The sequence below is a fragment of the Hafnia alvei genome (assembly GCF_900095695.1).
Lineage (GTDB): Bacteria > Pseudomonadota > Gammaproteobacteria > Enterobacterales > Enterobacteriaceae > Hafnia > Hafnia alvei_B.
Genome location: NZ_FMIQ01000070.1, coordinates 1 through 20,138, shown reverse-complemented (window position 1 = coordinate 20,138; position 20,138 = coordinate 1). Strand labels below are relative to the sequence as shown.

Below are 20,138 nucleotides of genomic sequence, written 5' to 3'. Positions count from 1 at the left end.
CATCAGGCATTGATAATATTATATTCTCATGCACTCAAATGGTTGAAGGTTAGTCAACCACCTTCACATCCACGCGCAATTCTTTAGGCACTTCAAAGACGATGTTTTCTTCACGCCCTTGCATCTCAACGGCACCTTCGCCGCCTAACGCTTGAAGGCGTTTAATCACGTCTTGAACCAAGATATCAGGGGCTGAAGCACCTGCGGTGACGCCGATACGCTTCACATCTTTCAGCCACTCTTCGCGAATATCCTCCGCCGAGTCGATCAAAAATGCGGGGATACCTGCACGCTGGGCCAGTTCTGCCAAGCGGTTAGAGTTGGATGAGTTTTTCGACCCCACCACCAACACCACTTCAGCCTCACTAGCAAGGTTACGCACGGCTTCCTGACGGTTGGTGGTGGCATAACAGATATCATCTTTACGCGGGCCGACAATCTTAGGGAATCGCTCACGCAGAGCATCAATGATGTCTGACGTATCATCCACGGAAAGCGTGGTCTGAGTCATAAAGCACAGGTTATTTTCATTTTTCACCTGTAGCTTCCAAACGTCTTCCGGCGACTCAACCAAATACATCCCACCCTCAGGATTATTGTATTGCCCCATCGTGCCTTCAACTTCTGGATGCCCCGCATGGCCAATCAAAATGGCCTCGGTTCCTTTACGGCTAGCACGCGCAACTTCCATATGTACTTTAGTGACCAGTGGACAGGTCGCATCGTAGAGCATGGTGAGATTGCGCGCTTTAGCCTCAGCGCGAACGGCTTGGGATACACCGTGAGCCGAGAAAATCAGAATCGTGTTATCGGGCACTTCACTGATTTCTTCAATGAACACCGCCCCGCGTTCGCGCAGGCTGTTGACCACATAGCGGTTATGTACCACTTCATGACGAACATAAATCGGCGCACCATAAATCTCTAGCGCGCGTTCAACGATACTTATGGCTCGGTCGACACCCGCGCAGAAGCCGCGCGGATTAGCCAGCAGGATTTGCATCAACGTCTCCCTGCTGCGGGTCAATCTCCAACACCTCTACATCAAAGGTTACCGGATGTCCCGCAAGCGGATGGTTAAAATCAACGGTCACTGAGTCACAGGCAACTTCACGCACGATACCCGGCATTTCGCTGCCGTCTCGGCCAGTGAACATCATAATGGTTCCCGCTTCCGGCACGCCAACGTCGGCGAAATCACGGCGAGTAAAGAACTGAACCAGATCGGGGCTATTTTCACCAAACGCGTCTTGCGGCTGCAAGGTGAACTGGAACTTATCGCCCGCCTGATGTCCCAGCAAGTGCTCTTCCAGCGCGTCGGATAAACTGCCATCGCCCAAACGGAACAACGCAGGTTTGCCGCTGCTGCGCGTTGACTCGGCCTGCGTGCCATCCTCTAACTGCAAGGTAAAATGCACTAACACTGCGCTGTTGCTTTGCACTTGCTGAGTCATACCTGCTATCCCTTTTTCTTCGCGGGAAGGAAACCTTCCAAAACAATGAGTGCTGCACCAATACAGATCGCCGAGTCAGCTAGGTTGAAGGTGGCAAAATGCCAATCTCCCACGTAGAAGTCGATCATATCGACAACAAAACCATGCCACAGACGATCAAACAGATTGCCCAGTGCCCCACCGATAATCAGCGCATAGGCGATGTTATTGAGTTTTTGTGTCGCCCGAGAGCGATACATCATCACTAACAACGCCACGCAGATGGCGATGGCGATACCGGCAAAGAACCAGCGCTGCCAGCCACCGCTGTCAGCCAAGAAGCTGAAAGCGGCGCCGTAGTTGCGTGCATAGTGTAGATTTAGCGATGGCAGCAGTGCTTTGGTTTCACCCAAGGCGAAGTCCTGCAAAATTAAATACTTGCTGCCTAAATCAATCACTAACACGACAAGCACCAGCCAAAGCCAGCGCAGTCCCGTAGACATTATTGGTCGTTTCATCGCGTCAGCCATTATGCAAACTTACGTTTTTCGCCGTGACCGGCAACGTTCGTAATGCAACGTGGGCACAGGTCTGGATGCTCAGCATTCTGACCAATCTCGGTAGAGAAGTGCCAGCAGCGAGGACATTTCTGACCATCAGCCTTGCGCAACGCAACTTTCAGACCTTTCAGCACATCGCTTTGTACGGCGTCTGCCGGTGCGTTTGCCAATGGTTCAACCTGAGCCGCAGAGGTGATCAGCACGAAGCGCAGTTCATCTTCTAGGCTGTTCAGTTTGGCGATCAAATCGTCATCCGCATACAGCGTTACGCTGGCTTCCAAAGAGCCGCCTACGCGTTTGTCGTTACGTGCCTGCTCAATGACCTTGTTCACTTCACCACGTACTTTCAGCAGCTCGGCCCAGAACTCGTTGTTCATAGACTCTGCGTTGCCTAAGCCGAACAGGCCCTGATACCACTCTTCAGTGAAGACATACTCGGCGCGGTCGCCCGGCAAGTAGCCCCACAGTTCATCGGCGGTAAAGGACATGATCGGTGCCATCCAGCGAACCAGTGCCTCGGCAATGTGGAACAACGCAGTCTGGCAGCTACGACGCGCAATGCTGTCGGCTTTGGTGGTGTACTGACGATCTTTGATGATATCCAGATAGAAGGAACCCATCTCAACCGAGCAGAACTGCATCAGGCGTTGAACCACTTCGTGGAAATCATAGTTTTCATAGGAAACCAGGATTTCTTTCTGTGCTTCCATCGCACGCTCTACCGCCCAGCGATCAAGAACTACCATCTCTTCAGGTTTCACCATGTGCTGTTTCGGATCGAAACCGTTCAGGTTAGCCAGTAAGAAACGTGCGGTGTTACGGATGCGACGATAAGAGTCGGCAGAACGCTTCAGAATTTCATCTGAAACCGCGATTTCACCGGTGTAGTCGGTAGAAGCCACCCATAGACGTAGGATATCGCCACCCAGTTTGTTCATCACATCCTGAGGGCTCACGGTGTTACCGATAGATTTGGACATTTTGCGTCCCTGACCATCAACGGTGAAGCCGTGAGTCAGTACCTGACGGTAAGGCGCTTTGCCTTTCATCGCGGTAGAAATCATCAGAGAAGACATAAACCAACCACGATGCTGGTCAGAGCCTTCCAAATACATATCTGCGGTGTTGCCATGGAATTCAGGGCGTGCATCAACCACGGAGAAGCTGGTTGAACCGGAGTCAAACCATACGTCCAAGGTATCTGGCACTTTTTCATACTGGTCAGCGTCTGCGCCCAAAATATCTTTTGGATCCAGATCCCACCAAGCTTGAATGCCGTCTTTCTCAACACGCTTCGCCACTTCTTCCATCAATTCGATGGTGCGTGGATGCAGTTCCTGAGTGTCTTTATGCACAAACATCGACATTGGCACCCCCCACGTACGCTGACGAGAGATACACCAGTCAGGACGGTTTGCCACCATTGATTCGATACGTGCTTTACCCCATGCAGGGATCCAGCCGCTCATACCGTTTTCTTTCAGGCCAACCTGTTCAATTTCGTCGATCTCAGCCAGAGACTGTTTACGCAGCCCTTTCTGATCCATGCTGATAAACCACTGCGGGGTCGCACGGAAAATGATCGGCGTTTTATGGCGCCAGCAGCATGGATAGCTATGATTCATTTTTTCAACGTGCAGCAAAGCGCCGTGCTCTTTCAGCAGCTCAACCACAACGTCGTTGGCTTTGAATACAAACAAACCATCCAGACCTGGGAAGGTGCCTTTCAAATAGCAACCGTTCGGGCCGACTGGGTTTGCGGTTTCCAAACCATATTTTTGACCGATGACATAGTCATCTGGACCATGACCCGGCGCGGTATGTACCGCACCTGTACCGGCTTCAAGCGTAACGTGCTCGCCCAGAACGATAGGCACATCAAAGCCCATGAATGGATGTTGGAAACGCATCAGTTCCAGATCGGCACCTTTGCAGCCTCCCAGCACGGTCCAAGACGTAATACCGGCGCGCTTCATCACGCTTTCAACCAGATCAGCCGCCAAAATCAGGCATTCGCCGTCAACCTGAACCAGTTGGTATTCAAACTCAGGATGTAATGAAACCGCACGGTTAGCTGGCATTGTCCACGGTGTGGTGGTCCAGATAACAACAGAAACGTTGCCTTCGGCTTCTTTAACGCCAAATTTGGCCAATACTTCGTTCTTATTGACCGCGGCAAAGCGCACGTCAATAGACGGAGATGTTTTGTCGTAGTACTCAACTTCGGCTTCAGCCAGTGAAGAACCACAGTCTGGGCACCAGTGAACCGGCTTAGCACCTTTCATTAGGTGGCCGTTATCAACGATTTTAGCCAGCGCACGGATGATGTTAGCTTCGGTATCAAACGCCATCGTCAAGTAAGGATGATCCCAATCGCCCAGCACGCCCAGACGTTTGAAGTCAGCTTTTTGGCCTTCAACCTGTTCGGCGGCGTATTCACGGCATTTAGCACGGAACTCAGCGGCGCTGAATTTCTCGCCTGGCTTACCAATCAGCTGCTCAACTTTCAGTTCAATAGGCAGACCGTGGCAGTCCCAGCCTGGGATGTACGGTGAGTCAAAACCGCTCAGGCCTTTGGACTTAATAATAATGTCTTTAAGAATCTTATTTACTGAGTGACCAATATGAATACTGCCGTTCGCATAAGGAGGGCCATCGTGCAAAATGAAAGTTTTCTTGCCTTTCTTCGCGTTACGGATAATCCCGTACAGATCCTGCTCATACCAACGTTGCAGCATGCCAGGTTCGCGCTTGGCGAGATCGCCGCGCATCGGGAACCCTGTTTCCGGCAAGTTCAGGGTATTCTTATAATCACTCATTCGATTCTCGGTTCCGTTTTCGGCTATCCCCTTGGCTCAATAAGCTGCTCATGCAGCTTTTATGACTTTGGGCATATGTATATAGATTAAACCGGTGTCGCCAGCCCAAAGAATTCCCGGGCCGTCACCACATCATTGGCGATTTGTTGCTTAAGTGCATCAAGCGAAGCAAAACGCTGTTCATTGCGCAGTTTTGCGCGGAGCACCACATCAATGTGGCGTCCATAGAGATCCATCGTGGTATCCAGCAGATGAACTTCTAGCTGCTGACGTATGCCAGCGACTGTTGGGCGGGTACCAATATTAGCCACACCGGGCAACGGTGTTGCTCCCAACCCATAAACATCAACGGCGTATACGCCTTTTACCGGTGCAACCAACCGTTTCAACGGTAGGTTGGCGGTTGGAAAACCAATAGTGCGCCCAACTTCATCACCGTGCACAACGCGCCCAGAAATGCTGTATGGATGGCCCAAAAGGCTTTCCGCGAGTTCAAGCTTATCTTCCTGCAATGCCTGTCGAACGGCGGTGCTGCTAATGCGCTTATTCCCTTCGCAAAAGCTGTCAGAGTTGGTCACGGTAAAGCCGAACTGTTCCCCGGCCTGTTTCAACAACTCATAGTCGCCCTGACGCCCAGCGCCAAAACGAAAATCATCACCGACCATCAAATATTTTACGCCGAGCTTTTCAACGAGTAACTTTTTAACAAAGTCATGAGCTGAATTCGCCGCAAAATCACGGTTAAAACGTACGCACAGGAGATAATCAACTCCTGCTTCTGCCAGATAGTGACATTTATCGCGTAACCGAGTCAGGCGAGCCGGCGCTTTATCTGCGCTGAACAGCTCTAACGGCTGGGGCTCAAAGATCATCACCATGACGGGCAGCCCCAAGCGCTTCCCTTCCTGCTTCAAACGGGCCAGCAAGGCCTGATGACCGCGGTGCACACCATCGAAGTTACCGATCGTCAGCACGCAGCCATGGTGGCGCGCCCGTAGATTGTGAATGCCGCGAATTAGCTCCATATCAGGCTCAAAACAGTGGAAATCGGCGGATTATACCTTGTACAGAGACTAAGGTTAACCAGCGATTAGAGAGTTTAAAGGGATTCTGCCACCATACCGGAGATAAGCCGCCGGTTAAATACATTACGCATGATTTCTACCACTCTATTTGTCTTTCGATAAAATCATATCCGTTGATCACCTCATCACCTTTCAAGATGCTAGGGTATAAACCTGCGCTTTTATTACAAACGCTGATATAATCAGCAACCGCACAGGAAAAAACTCTCGAAAGGGTGTATTCCAAGGGACAAAGCTGGTAAAATCCCGCGCCATCACAACGCGAAAGTGTCGTTCGTACAAGCGACGCTTATTTGCACAAATCCATTGACAACAGAGGGCTAAAAAGGCATATTTCTCGGCCTTTGAATTGTCCTCATAGAATATTTTGGGAGTTGGACCTTGGCTAATATCAAATCAGCTAAGAAACGCGCCGTACAATCTGAGAAGCGCCGCAAGCACAACGCTAGCCGTCGCTCCATGATGCGTACTTTCCTTAAGAAAGTATACGCGGCGATTGCAACCGGCGATAAAGCCGCTGCACAAAACGCATTTAACGAAATGCAACCAATCGTGGATCGCCAGGCTTGTAAAGGCCTGATCCACAAAAACAAAGCTGCACGCCATAAGTCAAACTTGGTAGCGCAAATCAACGCAATGCAGTAATTGCTTTACGTTGAAAGCTTTGAAAAAAACCGGCCTAGGCCGGTTTTTTTACGTCTCAACGTTACATCTCAACTAAGGCGCCTATCGGCTAAACAACGCTGAGAAATCTTTGTTACAGACACGCTGTACCGCCGGATGCTGAATCATTCGCTCGGCAAAAATCACGTAATACTCTTCCTGCAAGTTATCAATCCGCCCCACTTCCTTGATGTTTTCTGAGTCGTTCGCGTATAAATCCTGTGCATAAATCGACGGCGCAACAAAAATAGCATCGTGGAATTGAGCAAACGCCTTCATCAAAGCCGCATCATCAAACTCGCCGAGGATCTGCACCTGTAGCCCTTGGCTATTGAACCAGTTTAATAATTTACGTCCTAACATGGTTCGACGGCCTGGGATCAACAGCTTACGTTGCTCAAGGCAGGCAGGAAACGGCTGCTCAGGCAACGGCTGGCGACAGTAGAAACTCACGCCACACTCACCCAGCTTTACCGAGAACAGCCCTTCTTGCTGGCTAGAATCCACCGGACAATCCGATAAAATCATATCCAGCTTATGCTGGCTTAGCTGTTCCAACAGCATTTCATGTGTGGATTCAAAGCAGCGCAAATGAATTTGCTCGTGATCGGCAACCGCGGTTTCCAATACTTGGCTGACCAAGCGTTTAGACAGCGCATCGGCAACGCCAACGTCAAAGAGCATGTTGGATTCTTTGCGGTAGTTCACAATGTCGAGCATTTCTTGGCTAAGCATAAACATGCGGTCGGCATAACGAAAAACCAACTGTCCTAGCTCAGAAGGCACTAATCCGCGGCCTTGACGCTTAAATAGCTTTCCGCCCAAGCGTTCTTCCAAGGCTTTAATCTGTCCGGTAATCGTCTGCGGCGTTAAAAACAGCGCTTCAGCTGCGCCGACGACAGACCCTTCTTTGCAAACCTGCCAGAAATAATACAGGTGGTTAAAATTGATATGTGCCAGACGCACGATAGTGCTCTCCTATTCCCTTTCGCATAGTGAAAAACGATGCGAACATTGCTGCGGTGTTTAAATCCAAAAGGCGACACAAACAGTGCGACCAAGAAGGCGCAGCGGCGTATGACTTATCTTGCCACTAAAACCGCTGAGCACCTATGATGAAGCCTCCCCAACGGGAGCCAGATTACAAAAGGCGCTCCATTTTCACCAAGAGCGCCCATTAAAAACTACGAATTCTCGACAGCCGCTCGGCGTGGCAGCACGCGGCTCAAGAGCATATATCCCACAACAGCCGACGCAGTAGACCCCAGCAAAATGCCTAATCTTGAATACGTTGCCAGCTCTGGCGCTCCACCAGCAAACGCCAACGAAGCAATAAAGATAGACATCGTAAAGCCGATACCACACAGCACCGAAACAGCAAAAATATGCTGGAAGTTAATGTTCTCTGGTAAACGAGCCACGCCCATTTTTACCGCCACCCAGCTAAACAGGAAGATCCCAAGCGGCTTCCCAATAAACAGGCCCAGCATAATTCCGGAAGGCAGAATGCCCGTCAGATTTTCCAGCGAAACGCCCTGTAGAGATACGCCAGCATTCACAAAAGCGAACAATGGCAGAATCAAATACGCCACCCACGGATGCAGGCTGTGCTCTAATTTTTCAGCCGGGCGCTTACCGTTTTTCGCTTTAATCGGCAGCATAAAGCCAACAATAACGCCGGCCAAGGTGGCATGAACGCCTGATTTTAAAATCGCAGTCCACAGCACCGCACCGACCAGCAGGTAGACCGAGGTTTTGCCAACGCCGCGCCAGTTAAGATATCCCAGCACCGCAATGGATGCTGCGGCAACCCCCAATGCAGGCAGAGAAACCTCATGGGTATAAAACAACGCGATAATAACGATAACGCCTAAGTCATCGATAATGGCCAGCGCCAGCAAGAACACCTTCAAGCTGGTTGGAACGCGATTCCCCAGCAAAGCCATAACGCCTAAAGCAAAAGCAATGTCCGTTGCCGCAGGAATTGCCCAGCCTTGGCTCGTCACAGGATCGGCATGGTTAAACGCGAGGTAAATCAACGCGGGTGCAAGCATTCCGCCTAACGCGGCAATAGCTGGGAAAATAGCTTGCTCGCGGCTGGCAAGCGATCCGCACATCAGCTCGCGCTTAACCTCTAGCCCTACCACTAAAAAGAATATCGCCATCAGGCCATCGTTCACCCATAGCAGCAGCGTTTTATTGATATCCAGCGCCATAAAACGGAACTGAACCGGTGAGTTTAAGAACTGCTGATAGAGATCGTGCAGTGGGCTGTTTGCCAATACTAAAGCCACAATTGCGGCCATGATGAGAATAATACCGCCAGCGGCCTCAAGGCGCAGAAACTGGCGGATTGCACGGGTTACCATAGTCACTCTCAGAAACTCCTTACACACATTCGTTAATAATGGGCGAGAGAACGAATTAATGCAGTTAGTTTACGGATTACTTTATTTCGGCAAAAGTAGTTTATAAGTGCTATTAACGTAGATAAAACCGAGTTATTTATGAGTTTCGTCACACAATAATGTAAAAAAATCCCCACGTATTAGGCGGGGATTTTTATTAACTGCTTATTTTAAAAGAAAATCTTAACGGGTTAAATCGTCGAAGAATTTCTTTACACCGTCGAGGAAACTTTTAGATCGCGGGCTGTTATTCGCGCTCGAAGAATCACCGAAGCTTTCTTCCAGTTCGCGCAGCAGCTGTTTCTGTTTCTCGTTCAGGTTAACCGGTGTTTCAACCACAACGCGGCACAGCAGGTCGCCCTGACTTCCACCACGTACAGATTTAACGCCTTTGCCCCGCATACGGAACATCTTGCCGGTCTGAGTTTCAGCAGGGATTTTCAGCTTAACGCGACCATCCAGCGTTGGAACTTCAATCTCACCGCCGAGTGCAGCCATCGCAAAGTTGATTGGTACTTCACAGAACAGATTATTATCTTCGCGTTCGAAGATTGGATGCGCTTTAACCTGAACCTGTACGTACAAATCACCCGCTGGAGCGCCATGCTCACCGGCTTCACCTTCGCCGCTTAAACGGATACGGTCACCGGTATCAACGCCCGCAGGAATTTTCACCGACAGCGTTTTAGATTTCTCTACACGGCCATGTCCATGACATTTGTTGCATGGGTCTTTGATAATCTGACCACGGCCGTGACAGTGTGGACACGGCTGTTGCACGGTAAAGAAGCCCTGACGCATCTGTACCTGACCTGCACCATGACAGGTTGGACAAGTGACAGGCTCAGTGCCTTTTTTCGCGCCGCTGCCGTGACAAACTTCGCACTCAACCAAGGTTGGAATGCGAATTTCTTTGGTCACACCGCGCACCGCCTCTTCCAGCGTCAGCTCCATGTTATAACGGAGATCTGCACCACGGGTCGCACGCTGACGGCGACCGCCGCCGAAGATGTCGCCGAACACGTCACCAAAGATGTCGCTGAAGTCTGCACCGCCGCCGCCATATCCGCCGCCACCGCCGCCACCGCCGCCCATGCCACCTTGCTCGAAGGCTGCATGACCATATTGATCGTAGGCTGCACGTTTCTGCGCGTCGGTTAAGATTTCGTAGGCTTCTTTAACCTCTTTAAACTTTTCTTCAGCGTCTTTTTCCTGATTGCGGTCAGGGTGAAACTTCATCGCTAGGCGCTTATAAGCCTTTTTGATTTCGCGCTCTTCCGCGTCGCGGGATACGCCCAAAACCTCGTAATAGTCTCTTTTCGCCATTTTCTATCCTGCCCTTAACATAACTGCACGGGCGTTGAGTTTCCTCGACGCCCGTGCCGGTTAATAGTAACGACGCTTAATGGTTAACCACTACCGTCTTTACCTAGCCCGCTAAGGGCGATTATTTTTTATCTTTCACTTCTTCGAATTCAGCATCTACCACGTCGTCATCTTTCTGAGCGCTGGTATCTGCCTGCTGAGCACCACCGGCCTGAGCCTGCTGCTGAGCCATTTCTAACAGTTTGCTTGAAGCCTGAACCAGAGTCTGGATTTTCGCTTCGATGTCAGCTTTATCTTCGCCTTTCGCTGCAGTATCCAGCTCAGCCAAAGCAGCTTCGATCGCAGTTTTGTCTTCTGCTGGCAGTTTATCGCCCGCTTCTTCCAACTGTTTGCGAGTACCGTGAACCAGCTGATCGGCTTGGTTACGAGTCTGTACCAGCTCTTCAAACTTACGGTCAGCTTCAGCGTTAGCTTCGGCATCACGAACCATTTTCTGGATTTCTTCTTCGTTCAGACCAGAAGAAGCCTTGATGGTGATCTTCTGCTCTTTACCGCTGTTTTTGTCTTTAGCAGACACGTGCAGGATACCGTCGGCATCGATGTCGAAGGTGACTTCGATCTGCGGCATACCGCGTGGTGCAGGCTGGATACCATCTAGGTTGAACTGACCCAGAGATTTGTTATCCGCAGCACGCTTACGCTCACCCTGAATGACGTGAATAGTCACGGCAGACTGGTTGTCTTCAGCGGTTGAGAACACTTGGCTGTGCTTAGTTGGGATCGTGGTGTTCTTCGAAATCAGAGAAGTCATCACGCCGCCCATGGTTTCGATACCCAGAGACAGAGGGGTAACGTCCAGCAGCAGAACGTCTTTCACTTCACCGGTCAATACACCGCCCTGAACCGCAGCACCGATAGCCACTGCTTCGTCTGGGTTAACGTCTTTACGTGGTTCTTTACCGAAGAAATCAGCAACTTTCTTCTGAACCATAGGCATACGAGTCTGACCACCAACCAGAATAACGTCCTGTACGTCAGAAACAGACAGGCCTGCGTCTTTCAGAGCCACTTTCAGTGGTTCCATAGAACGGTTAACCAGATCTTCAACCAGTGATTCCAGTTTTGCACGGGTCACTTTGATGTTCATGTGTTTTGGACCAGACGCATCTGCAGTGATGTACGGCAGGTTAACGTCGGTCTGCTGAGCAGAAGACAGCTCAATTTTCGCTTTTTCAGCAGCTTCTTTCAGACGCTGCATCGCCAGGGGATCATTGCGCAGATCCATGCCCTGTTCTTTCTTGAATTCGTCAACCAGATAGTTGATCAGGCGGCTGTCGAAGTCTTCACCACCCAGATGGGTATCACCGTTGGTAGCCAGAACTTCGAAGGTTTTTTCACCGTCAACTTCGTCGATCTCAATGATAGAGATATCGAAAGTACCACCACCCAAGTCGTAAACGGCAATAGTGCGGTTGCCGACTTCTTTATCCAAACCGTATGCCAAAGCAGCAGCGGTTGGTTCGTTGATAATACGTTTTACTTCCAGACCTGCGATACGGCCAGCATCTTTCGTTGCCTGACGCTGAGCATCGTTGAAGTATGCAGGAACGGTAATAACCGCTTCGGTTACTGGCTCACCCAAGAAGTCTTCTGCTGTTTTCTTCATTTTTTTCAGAACTTCAGCAGAAATCTGTGGTGGAGCAATTTTCTGACCTTTAACTTCGACCCATGCGTCGCCGTTGTCAGCGCCCACGATACCGAAAGGCATGATGCCTTTATCGCGCTGAACTTCTTCGTCCTGGAAACGACGACCAATCAAACGCTTGATCGCAAACAAAGTGTTTTGCGGGTTAGTCACAGCCTGACGTTTTGCTGGCTGACCAACCAGAATTTCGCCGTCCTGAGTATAAGCAATAATAGAAGGAGTGGTGCGGTCGCCCTCGGCGTTCTCCAGCACACGTGCGGTAGTTCCATCCATTACAGCTACACAAGAGTTAGTTGTACCCAGGTCGATACCAATAATTTTGCCCATCGAACATCTCCACTAAGAATTTTGTTATTAATCTCGTTGCTACCGTAGGTGGGGGCGATATTTTGCTTTTCAACCGCCTTTTTTTCTACCTACTCCCTAAATCATTCAAGTTGCGGCCAAGGCTCATACAGCTTGAATTAAAACAGGGTTACTCGGTAACCAACTGCGTTGTAAGTAAGATGGGGTCGCTCAAGCGGACAACAAGGGGGGAGATTAAAAAAAATATGATTTTTTAACCTACAAGATCATTGTTTATGTTCCAACTCCTCATTATTATGCCGCGCGCTCGATCGTTGAAAACAGCCACAATGCCATAACCCATTGTGTTCTCGAGCACGTACCAATGAATTTCCATGCTTAATTAATTGACGCTGAATATACAAATATCAACATCAATTTCATTGGATTATTTGTTTCTACATTAAACTTCTCTTATTACAGAGGCTCTATGCACACCAACAAGTTGGCGAATCCCGGTCCTTTAGGCCTGATGGGCTTCGGGATGACCACCGTCTTGCTGAACCTGCACAACGCAGGCTTTTTCCCTCTAACTTCCGTGATTATCTCTATGGGGATTTTCTTTGGAGGGTTTGCTCAGATCTTAGCTGGGCTGCTTGAGTACAAAAAAGGCAATACTTTCGGTTTAACCGCATTCACGTCCTATGGCGCTTTCTGGCTGTCTTTGGTCGGTATTCTGGTATTGCCAAAAATGGGTCTGGCCGATGCCAGCGATGCAAGCTTCCTCGGCACCTATCTGGCGCTGTGGGGCATCTTCACCCTGTTCATGTTCTGCGGCACTTTGGGTGCTAACCGCGTTCTGCAATTCGTATTTGCGAGCCTGACCGTGCTGTTCTTCCTGCTGGCCTACGGCAACATCACCGGCAACGCAGCGGTTCTGCATTTTGCTGGTTTTGAAGGCATCGTTTGTGGCGCAAGCGCAATCTACTTAGCCATGGCTGAAGTGATCAACGAACAGGCTGGACGCACCGTGCTACCAATCGGCGAATGCAAATGCCCGAAAGCCAACGCACATCCTGCTGAGCTGTAATCTTCAGCGCGTTTCTTGATATAAAGAACGCGAGAAAACAAAAAGCCCCGTAATGAATACGGGGCTTTTTTTTATCATCATGATTTATATCAAATTACTTATGCGGAACCGGCACAGCTAAAACTTTCTTTGCCGTACGCCCAATAGCACCGCTAAACGGCTTTCCATCAATCGTATCATGCGTTCTTATTCCTTCCGGCTTAATCCAGCGCTGCACGCGCGATGGCATATCCAAACCAATCAGCAGAATAACGACAAAGGTCAGGCTAAAGGAAAGCGAAGCCAGCGCGGTACCCAGATCCAAACGCTGAGCTATCGTTGCGCCAAGAATCGGTGCTAAAGCTCCGCCTAGTGCCCCAACGTTATAGGTAAAACCAAGCCCCGCCGCGCGCTGTTCAGTATCAAAATATCCACCAATCAGCTTAGGCAAAATCCCAGAAATCCCCTGCCCTAACATTTGTTGTAGGAACAACAGAATGCCCAGCGTCCACAAACTTCCGCCACCGATAGCAAATACCGGGATAATTAAAAGCTGGGAAAGCAGCAAACTGTAGACATAGGCTTTACGCGTCCCCAACCAATCACCGAGAAAACCACCGACACAACAGCCAACCGCGGCACCAAATCCGCTAAAGAACAGGATATGCGCCACGGTGGATGGGTCATATAACAGCTCAGTTTTTAAATAGGTTGGCAGCAGTGCCTGAATCGGCCATGAGTAAAGGAAGGCAAACAGCACAACCACCATGAGCATCACGCCCGTTGGCCAACGATTGCCGCTGCTTTGCACCATAAAACTGATAAAGATAGCCGCGCAAATCAAACCAAGTACCGTGATAATAAATGGATTACCAATATCTCCGGTAAAACATAAATAGAGCGCTAACGATGCAGTAATGGTCATCATGACGTTCAGCACTTTGCGCGGGCCACGGTACAAAATATCCACCATGGTTTTCACTGGTTGTTTATCACCAAATTTCTTTTCCCAATCTTCAGCTTCAGGAATATTTTTACGCAGCCAAAGCGCAAAGATAATCGGTAAAATACCTATAAAGAACAGCGCACGCCACCCCCATTCAGGAACAACCACACTATATACCTGCGCTGAAATAACGGCCCCGATGGAAAACCCTGAGATCAAAAAGCCGCTGGCTTTATTACGCAAATGTTTTGGCCAACTCTCGATCACATAGGTTGCGCTAGAACCATATTCGCCCGCCATGCCCATGCCAATCATGAGTCGAGCAATAAACATGGTGGTGAAACCGGGAGCAAAACCACAGGCTAATGTGCCTACGGAAAATAAAACGATGCTGGTGATCATCGCTAATTTTCGTCCGTAGCGATCGCCCATGGCACCTAATAATAACCCGCCAAACCATCGGGATATAAAAGCGGCTGAAATAAGACTTGCCACTTCCACGGTGGTTAATCCAAATTCGCTTTGGATTTCAGTTAATACTAGAGCGATTAATACAAAATCAAAACCATCAAGCAAATAGCCAATCCACGCGGCTGAAAACGCTTTCCATTGTGACTTGCTGATATGTCGGTACCACGGAAGATCTTGGGTAGTGTTATTCATAAAGCACTCCCGGCGCAGGTCTAATTATTTAAGGTCTATAAATTGCCCGCACTCTATATCGTAGGGTAAGAGTTTTTTCGATATACCTGAAATTTCAAGATGAAGCCGATGGCCCACATCTTGAAATTAACAGGCATAAGAATAAGTTCAGCGTTATTGTGCTGCTCTTTCTGCACTCAGCTGTGCGGCTAATTGGCGAAGCTCAGGCAAATATTGCTCTTCAACCGGTGCAAAAGGTTTACGACAAATCGGCGTATCAACAACATCCATATAATGCAGTATCGTTTTCAATCCACGGAACACGCCGACTTTAATCAGCACATCAATCACTTTATTACACTCGGTTTGCAGTAACTGAGCCTGAGAAATATTGCCTTCTTTGAGGGCTTGCATAATGCCCTTATAGCGCCAGCCCATCACGTTATAGGTACTACCGATCCCACCATCCGCACCGGCTAACAGCCCTGACAGGAAAATTTCATCATAGCCGTTGTAAATCACTTTATCTGGATGCGCCCGACGGACTTGCTCCATCTGATATAAATCACCGGAAGTTTGTTTCAACGCCGCAACGCCAGGCAAGGTAATCAGGGTTGAGATTTGATCGAGTGAAAGCTTCACGCCGCTTAATGCCGGGATGTTATACACCACCATCGGCAACCCTTCAGCCGCATCAATAATGGCGCGGTAGTGATCGCAGTGTTCGCCAAAACTGAACGGATAATAGAACGGCGTCACGGCAGATACGGCGTCAAAGCCATAGCGTTTTGCCGCGCCCGCCAAGATCTGGCTTTCATGCGTGCTGATCCCACCCACGTGGGCAATCAGCGTCAGCTTACCTTTGGCTTCCTGCGCCACGGCTTCTAATACCTGCTCACGCTCCTGCAAGTTTTGGATAAATGCTTCGCCGGTAGACCCTCCCACATAGAGGCCATCTACGCCCTGAGCAATATTGAACTGTACCAATCGACGCAGGCTGGGGATATCCAACCGCTGTTGTGGATTAAACGGCGTCAGTAACGCAGGCATCACCCCATGGAGATTTTTCGACATAAGACCCTCTGATTTGTTTATTTGATAAACACAAAGATATACCTTTATACCTGTTATACCAGACTAAAAAACGAACTAAGGCGATATTCGCTTTGATATGTGATCAATCTCAGATAAAGCAGGGTGAAGAAGATCTCGTTTCGACCATTCTCGACAAGAAATAAAAAGATCGTTATTTTTTGGCAGGGTAATAGGCAGCAAAAACGCTATTGAGATGGGATTTGAGAGCCTTATCCGCAGCGTCAGGATCTCGCTTACAGATCGCTTGATAAATTTCGATATGCTGCTGATAGCTTATATTATTGTGGGCGTGTAATTCTGCCAGCGACACCGTGGGGCGTGCGGCAATTAGCCAATCCAACAGCGCCACATGGATAACCATGAAGATCGAATTACCGGGGATCTCCGCAAGCTCGCGATGAAATTCGATATCGGATCGAATGAACAGATCGTTATCGTCAAGCGACTGGCTGTTCATTTCCAACGCTTTGCCCAAGCGCGCAATCTGCTCATCGGTGGCAAATTCAGCGGCATAGCGCACTAAGCTGGACTCAAAGAACAAACGCAGCTGCTCAAAATGAGCGATACCGTCAGGCTTGGTGAGAAAGTCTTTGGCCATGCCTGAAAGTTCAGAAATGATGGTATCTGCGGATGGGCGACAAACACGAGCGCGTTCGCCGTTATTAATCTGCACCAGCCCTTTGCGCTTTAGCGCGGCCAGCGCCTCTCGCACGGAGGGTCGACCCACATTAAAAAAGGCCATCAGTTCACGCTCTGAAGGCAACTGCTCACCTTCTGCAAACTCACGCCGACGGATCATTTGCTCTAACTCTTCTTCAACCACATCAGACAGCTTTTTACGAGGTACTGGGCGTCGGCGCATTGCATGCCCGATGGCTTCAGAATTTTCAACAGGACGATCGTCTGATGTGCTCATAAATTAACGTTCTGGCTGGTTCCGTCAGTGATAAATCCAATCGCAGGAAGTCTATGATATTTCAATAAACCCACTGGGCTGATAAGAGAAAGTTCGCTTGAAGCATAACATAGGAAAAGAGAGACGGCTAAGCAAGCAGGAATGTTGAAAGCGTGATGTTTACCCTAAGCAAAAACGCCCTGCCAAGGCGGCAGAGCGTTTACGATAATGATTTAGCTGTGTTCTTGGTGCCCCGATGGCACTAACGGCTTATTTTCAGCATGAGCCTCACTATTTAAATCACGCTGTAAATAAAGCCCCAGCAGCAATCCAACCAGTGACAGCGCCAACACGTAATATGCCGGAGCCATCGGCGTCACTTTCATAATTAGCGTAACAAAAATTGGCGTTAATCCCCCGAAGATGGCGTAGGCCACGTTATAGGAGAATGAAATTCCGCTGAAACGTACCTCGGCGGGGAACGCTCTTACCATGACATAAGGCACCGCGCCCACAATACCCACGCTGAATCCGGCAAGCGCATAGCCCAAGAATAACTGCTCGGCGCTGACGCCAGCGGCTACCGAGTGGTAAAACGTCCAGCTACACACGGCTAAAAATAGGCTGCCAACGATAAAGGTTTTGCTCGCGCCAAAGCGATCAATTAAACGCCCAGCAATCACGCAGCCAATCGTCAGCGCTATCGTCGCCAAGCAGTTAGCCTGTAATGCCAGCGCCGGTGAAATGCCAAACTGTTTTTGCAAATAGGTTGGCGTCATCAGGATCACCACCACAATACCGGCCGACAACAGCCACGTGAGCAGCATTGAAATAGCCACTTCGGTGCGATGATTTTTCACCACCGTTTTCAACGGCATCTCTTCGGCTAACGCCTTACGCGCCTGCATTTCGATAAAAATCGGCGTTTCTTGTAACCAGCGACGCAGGTACATGGCAAACAGGCCAAAGATCCCACCTAAGAAGAACGGAATACGCCAGCCACCGGCCAAAATAGCGTCTTGGCTCATTACCGTATTGAGCAAGGTGGCCACCAGCGATCCCAACAAAATACCGGCGGTTAATCCCGCGGTTAAGGTGCCGCAGGCAAATCCAACGCGTTTGCGCGGCACATGCTCGGCCACAAATACCCAAGCGCCCGGCACTTCACCGCCAATCGCCGCGCCCTGCAGCACGCGCATCAGCAGCAGCAATAGCGGTGCGGCAATACCAATACTTTGATAAGTCGGCAGCATCCCCATCGCCAACGTTGGCAATGCCATCAGCAAGATACTCAGGGAGAACATTTTTTTGCGCCCGACCTTGTCACCAAAATGCGCCATGATGATCCCACCAAGCGGACGAGCCAGATAACCGGCGGCAAAAATCCCGAAGGTCTGCACTTGACGCAGCCACTCAGGCATATCGACTGGGAAGAAGAGATCGCTGACAACCGCCGCGAAGAACACAAAAATGATGAAATCGTAGAACTCTAACGCGCCGCCCAAGGCTGCCAACGTCAAAGTCTTGTAGTCCTGCCGATTTAAACGGCGATTATGATTTTGTTCCATAAGATCCAGCCCAGTACGTTATTTTTCATATTATTTTGCGATGTTGTGTGGTTATAAACCGGCATCACGGCTTAGTGTTACAAAGTTGTAATGCAAAATAATTAATATAACGTTACTGGGTGACTGGCTAGTCGTACTGAATCTTATGCCGCAATGAGTTCAATTTCAGTCGATTGTTTCGCGACGCGCACTTTTAGGACGAAAAGCTGCTATTACGCGCGGATCGGTTTCTACATACGGCCCGTCTAATAGCTGAATGCAATAAGGCACGCTAGCGAAAATCCCGTGCACAATCGGCTTTCCGCTTTCATCCTTAACGCCTTCCAGCGTTTCCTTGATCGACTTAGGCTGCCCCGGCAAATTGATGATCAACGCCTGCTTGCGGATCACGCCCACCTGGCGCGACAAAATCGCCGTCGGTACATAGTGCAAACTGATTTGGCGCATCTGTTCGCCAAAGCCCGGCATTTCACGGTCGGCGACTGCTAACGTTGCATCCGGCGTTACATCGCGGCGAGCAGGGCCGGTGCCACCGGTGGTCAGCACCAAGTGACAGCCCATTTCATCAACCAGCTCGCACAAAGTCTGCTCGATCATGACTTGTTCATCGGGAATTAACCGCGTTTCCAGCATAAACTCTGTGGTGAGCGCCTGCTCCAACCACTCTTGTAAAGCTGGAATACCTTTATCCTGATAAACACCGCTGGAAGCACGATCGGAAATCGAGACCAGACCTATACGCAATGCATTCATGCAACTACCTCTATGACTATTCCTTGACGCTGGGGATGCAGAATAATACTACGCCAGCCGCTAATAATCACATCTGCACGCTGTAAATGATGTCGTTGATGGCGATTGGTGATGGCAATAACCGTCATTCCTGCGGCCTGCGCGGCTTTAATTCCGGCCTCATCGCTTTCAAAAACGAGACAATCACGCGGATCTACGCCGTAAAAACTGGCGGCGAGTAAGTAAGGTTCTGGATCGGGCCGACCGCTCGATACCTGTTCGGCTCCCACCATCAACGGTGGACGCTGCATACCGGCCTGCTGCAACTGTGCTTCAGCGCGTGCGCGATGGGACTGCGTCACCACGCCCCACGGCGTTTCGCCTAGCGCCTGTAGCAGCTCAGAAGCACCTTGCTGTAATTGGCTTCGATGACGCTGGGTCATTTGCAACAACGCCGCCTCCAACGCATTCACCTCTTGCTGGGTATCTAGGTGAGGGGCTAAACGGCGCACAATTTCCTGCACGCGTTGGCTATGAACCTGTTCTCCCAGCAATGCCCCATCAATGCCGTGTTGCTGCGCCCACTGCATCCACACCTGCTGAGCATGGTTACCTGAATCCAAAAGAGCGCCATCCATATCTAGAAAAACGGCGGCAAATTGTTTTTTCCACATAGCGAATTCCTCTTAGAGAACGATTAACCAAGTATAAGAGTTACGGTAGATCTGTCTGGTTTGTGAATCAAAGATTCGGAATAAACTGTGGGGGGGTTAGTGGCAAGCACTGGTGACAGGAGTTATCTGGATTACATAAATGTCAGGTTTCGGTCACAAATATATGCACCGCGGAGTAAGGTTTCGTTCGCCGGTTAGCATCTACATTTTCATGAAATTACTGGCGTGAGCGA

General features: G+C 49.7%; 17 protein-coding genes. 2 read left to right on the top strand and 15 right to left on the bottom strand.

The features are described 5' to 3' along the window. Window positions 1-49: 49 nt before the first annotated feature. The 5 genes from ispH to ribF form a co-directional block, all read right to left on the bottom strand. On the bottom strand, window positions 50-1,003 hold the full coding sequence (gene ispH, locus BN1044_RS19075) for a 4-hydroxy-3-methylbut-2-enyl diphosphate reductase (RefSeq protein WP_072310003.1): 954 nt from the start codon (window positions 1,001-1,003) through the stop codon (window positions 50-52). Continuing rightward, entirely contained in the window at window positions 984-1,454 is a 471-nt protein-coding gene (gene fkpB, locus BN1044_RS19070; RefSeq protein ID WP_038502460.1) for an FKBP-type peptidyl-prolyl cis-trans isomerase, read from the bottom strand. The genes ispH and fkpB overlap by 20 nt, the downstream gene beginning before the upstream one ends. Window positions 1,455-1,459: 5 nt before the next feature. Continuing rightward, the gene (gene lspA, locus BN1044_RS19065) at window positions 1,460-1,951 is read right to left on the bottom strand and encodes a signal peptidase II (RefSeq protein WP_072310086.1); all 492 of its coding nucleotides are present in this window, start codon (window positions 1,949-1,951) and stop codon (window positions 1,460-1,462) included. 11 nt (window positions 1,952-1,962) lie between these two features. Beyond that, window positions 1,963-4,812: an isoleucine--tRNA ligase gene (gene ileS / locus BN1044_RS19060; protein WP_072310002.1), complete on the bottom strand. Its 2,850-nt coding sequence runs from the start codon at window positions 4,810-4,812 to the stop codon at window positions 1,963-1,965. 86 nt (window positions 4,813-4,898) lie between these two features. After that, complete coding sequence (gene ribF, locus BN1044_RS19055; protein ID WP_025801417.1) at window positions 4,899-5,837, bottom strand: bifunctional riboflavin kinase/FAD synthetase; 939 nt, start codon at window positions 5,835-5,837, stop codon at window positions 4,899-4,901. A 441-nt stretch (window positions 5,838-6,278) separates the two neighbouring features. Between ribF and rpsT the strand changes: the two genes are divergently transcribed. Beyond that, on the top strand, window positions 6,279-6,542 hold the full coding sequence (gene rpsT, locus BN1044_RS19050; protein WP_008814663.1) for a 30S ribosomal protein S20: 264 nt from the start codon (window positions 6,279-6,281) through the stop codon (window positions 6,540-6,542). Window positions 6,543-6,623: 81 nt separating this feature from the next. Here the strand turns inward: rpsT and nhaR are convergent, their stop codons facing one another. The 4 genes from nhaR to dnaK form a co-directional block, all read right to left on the bottom strand. Then, window positions 6,624-7,526: a transcriptional activator NhaR gene (gene nhaR / locus BN1044_RS19045; RefSeq protein ID WP_025801416.1), complete on the bottom strand. Its 903-nt coding sequence runs from the start codon at window positions 7,524-7,526 to the stop codon at window positions 6,624-6,626. Window positions 7,527-7,744: 218 nt separating this feature from the next. Continuing rightward, complete coding sequence (gene nhaA, locus BN1044_RS19040) at window positions 7,745-8,929, bottom strand: Na+/H+ antiporter NhaA (protein ID WP_072310001.1); 1,185 nt, start codon at window positions 8,927-8,929, stop codon at window positions 7,745-7,747. Window positions 8,930-9,151: 222 nt separating this feature from the next. Further along, window positions 9,152-10,294 (bottom strand): molecular chaperone DnaJ, encoded by a 1,143-nt coding sequence (dnaJ, locus tag BN1044_RS19035; protein ID WP_072310000.1) that lies wholly within the window; start codon window positions 10,292-10,294, stop codon window positions 9,152-9,154. A 121-nt stretch (window positions 10,295-10,415) separates the two neighbouring features. Further along, window positions 10,416-12,326, bottom strand: coding sequence for a molecular chaperone DnaK (gene dnaK, locus BN1044_RS19030; RefSeq protein WP_040045422.1), 1,911 nt, complete (start codon window positions 12,324-12,326; stop codon window positions 10,416-10,418). A gap of 448 nt (window positions 12,327-12,774) precedes the next feature. On the opposite strand from dnaK, the gene satP reads away from it, so the two are divergent. Continuing rightward, window positions 12,775-13,374 (top strand): acetate uptake transporter, encoded by a 600-nt coding sequence (gene satP, locus BN1044_RS19025; protein WP_072309999.1) that lies wholly within the window; start codon window positions 12,775-12,777, stop codon window positions 13,372-13,374. A gap of 94 nt (window positions 13,375-13,468) precedes the next feature. Here the strand turns inward: satP and BN1044_RS19020 are convergent, their stop codons facing one another. The 6 genes from BN1044_RS19020 to BN1044_RS18995 form a co-directional block, all read right to left on the bottom strand. Continuing rightward, on the bottom strand, window positions 13,469-14,962 hold the full coding sequence (locus BN1044_RS19020; RefSeq protein ID WP_072309998.1) for an MFS transporter: 1,494 nt from the start codon (window positions 14,960-14,962) through the stop codon (window positions 13,469-13,471). Window positions 14,963-15,115: 153 nt separating this feature from the next. Beyond that, entirely contained in the window at window positions 15,116-16,015 is a 900-nt protein-coding gene (gene nanA / locus BN1044_RS19015; protein WP_072309997.1) for an N-acetylneuraminate lyase, read from the bottom strand. Window positions 16,016-16,187: 172 nt separating this feature from the next. Continuing rightward, window positions 16,188-16,952, bottom strand: coding sequence for a transcriptional regulator NanR (locus tag BN1044_RS19010; protein WP_072309996.1), 765 nt, complete (start codon window positions 16,950-16,952; stop codon window positions 16,188-16,190). A gap of 212 nt (window positions 16,953-17,164) precedes the next feature. After that, a complete protein-coding gene (locus BN1044_RS19005; protein ID WP_072309995.1) occupies window positions 17,165-18,499 on the bottom strand; it encodes an MFS transporter in 1,335 nt (444 codons plus the stop codon). A 165-nt stretch (window positions 18,500-18,664) separates the two neighbouring features. Further along, window positions 18,665-19,252 (bottom strand): molybdopterin adenylyltransferase, encoded by a 588-nt coding sequence (gene mog / locus BN1044_RS19000; protein WP_072309994.1) that lies wholly within the window; start codon window positions 19,250-19,252, stop codon window positions 18,665-18,667. Continuing rightward, the gene (locus BN1044_RS18995; protein ID WP_072309993.1) at window positions 19,249-19,905 is read right to left on the bottom strand and encodes an HAD family hydrolase; all 657 of its coding nucleotides are present in this window, start codon (window positions 19,903-19,905) and stop codon (window positions 19,249-19,251) included. Before BN1044_RS18995 ends, mog begins: the two co-directional genes overlap by 4 nt. Window positions 19,906-20,138: the final 233 nt, after the last annotated feature.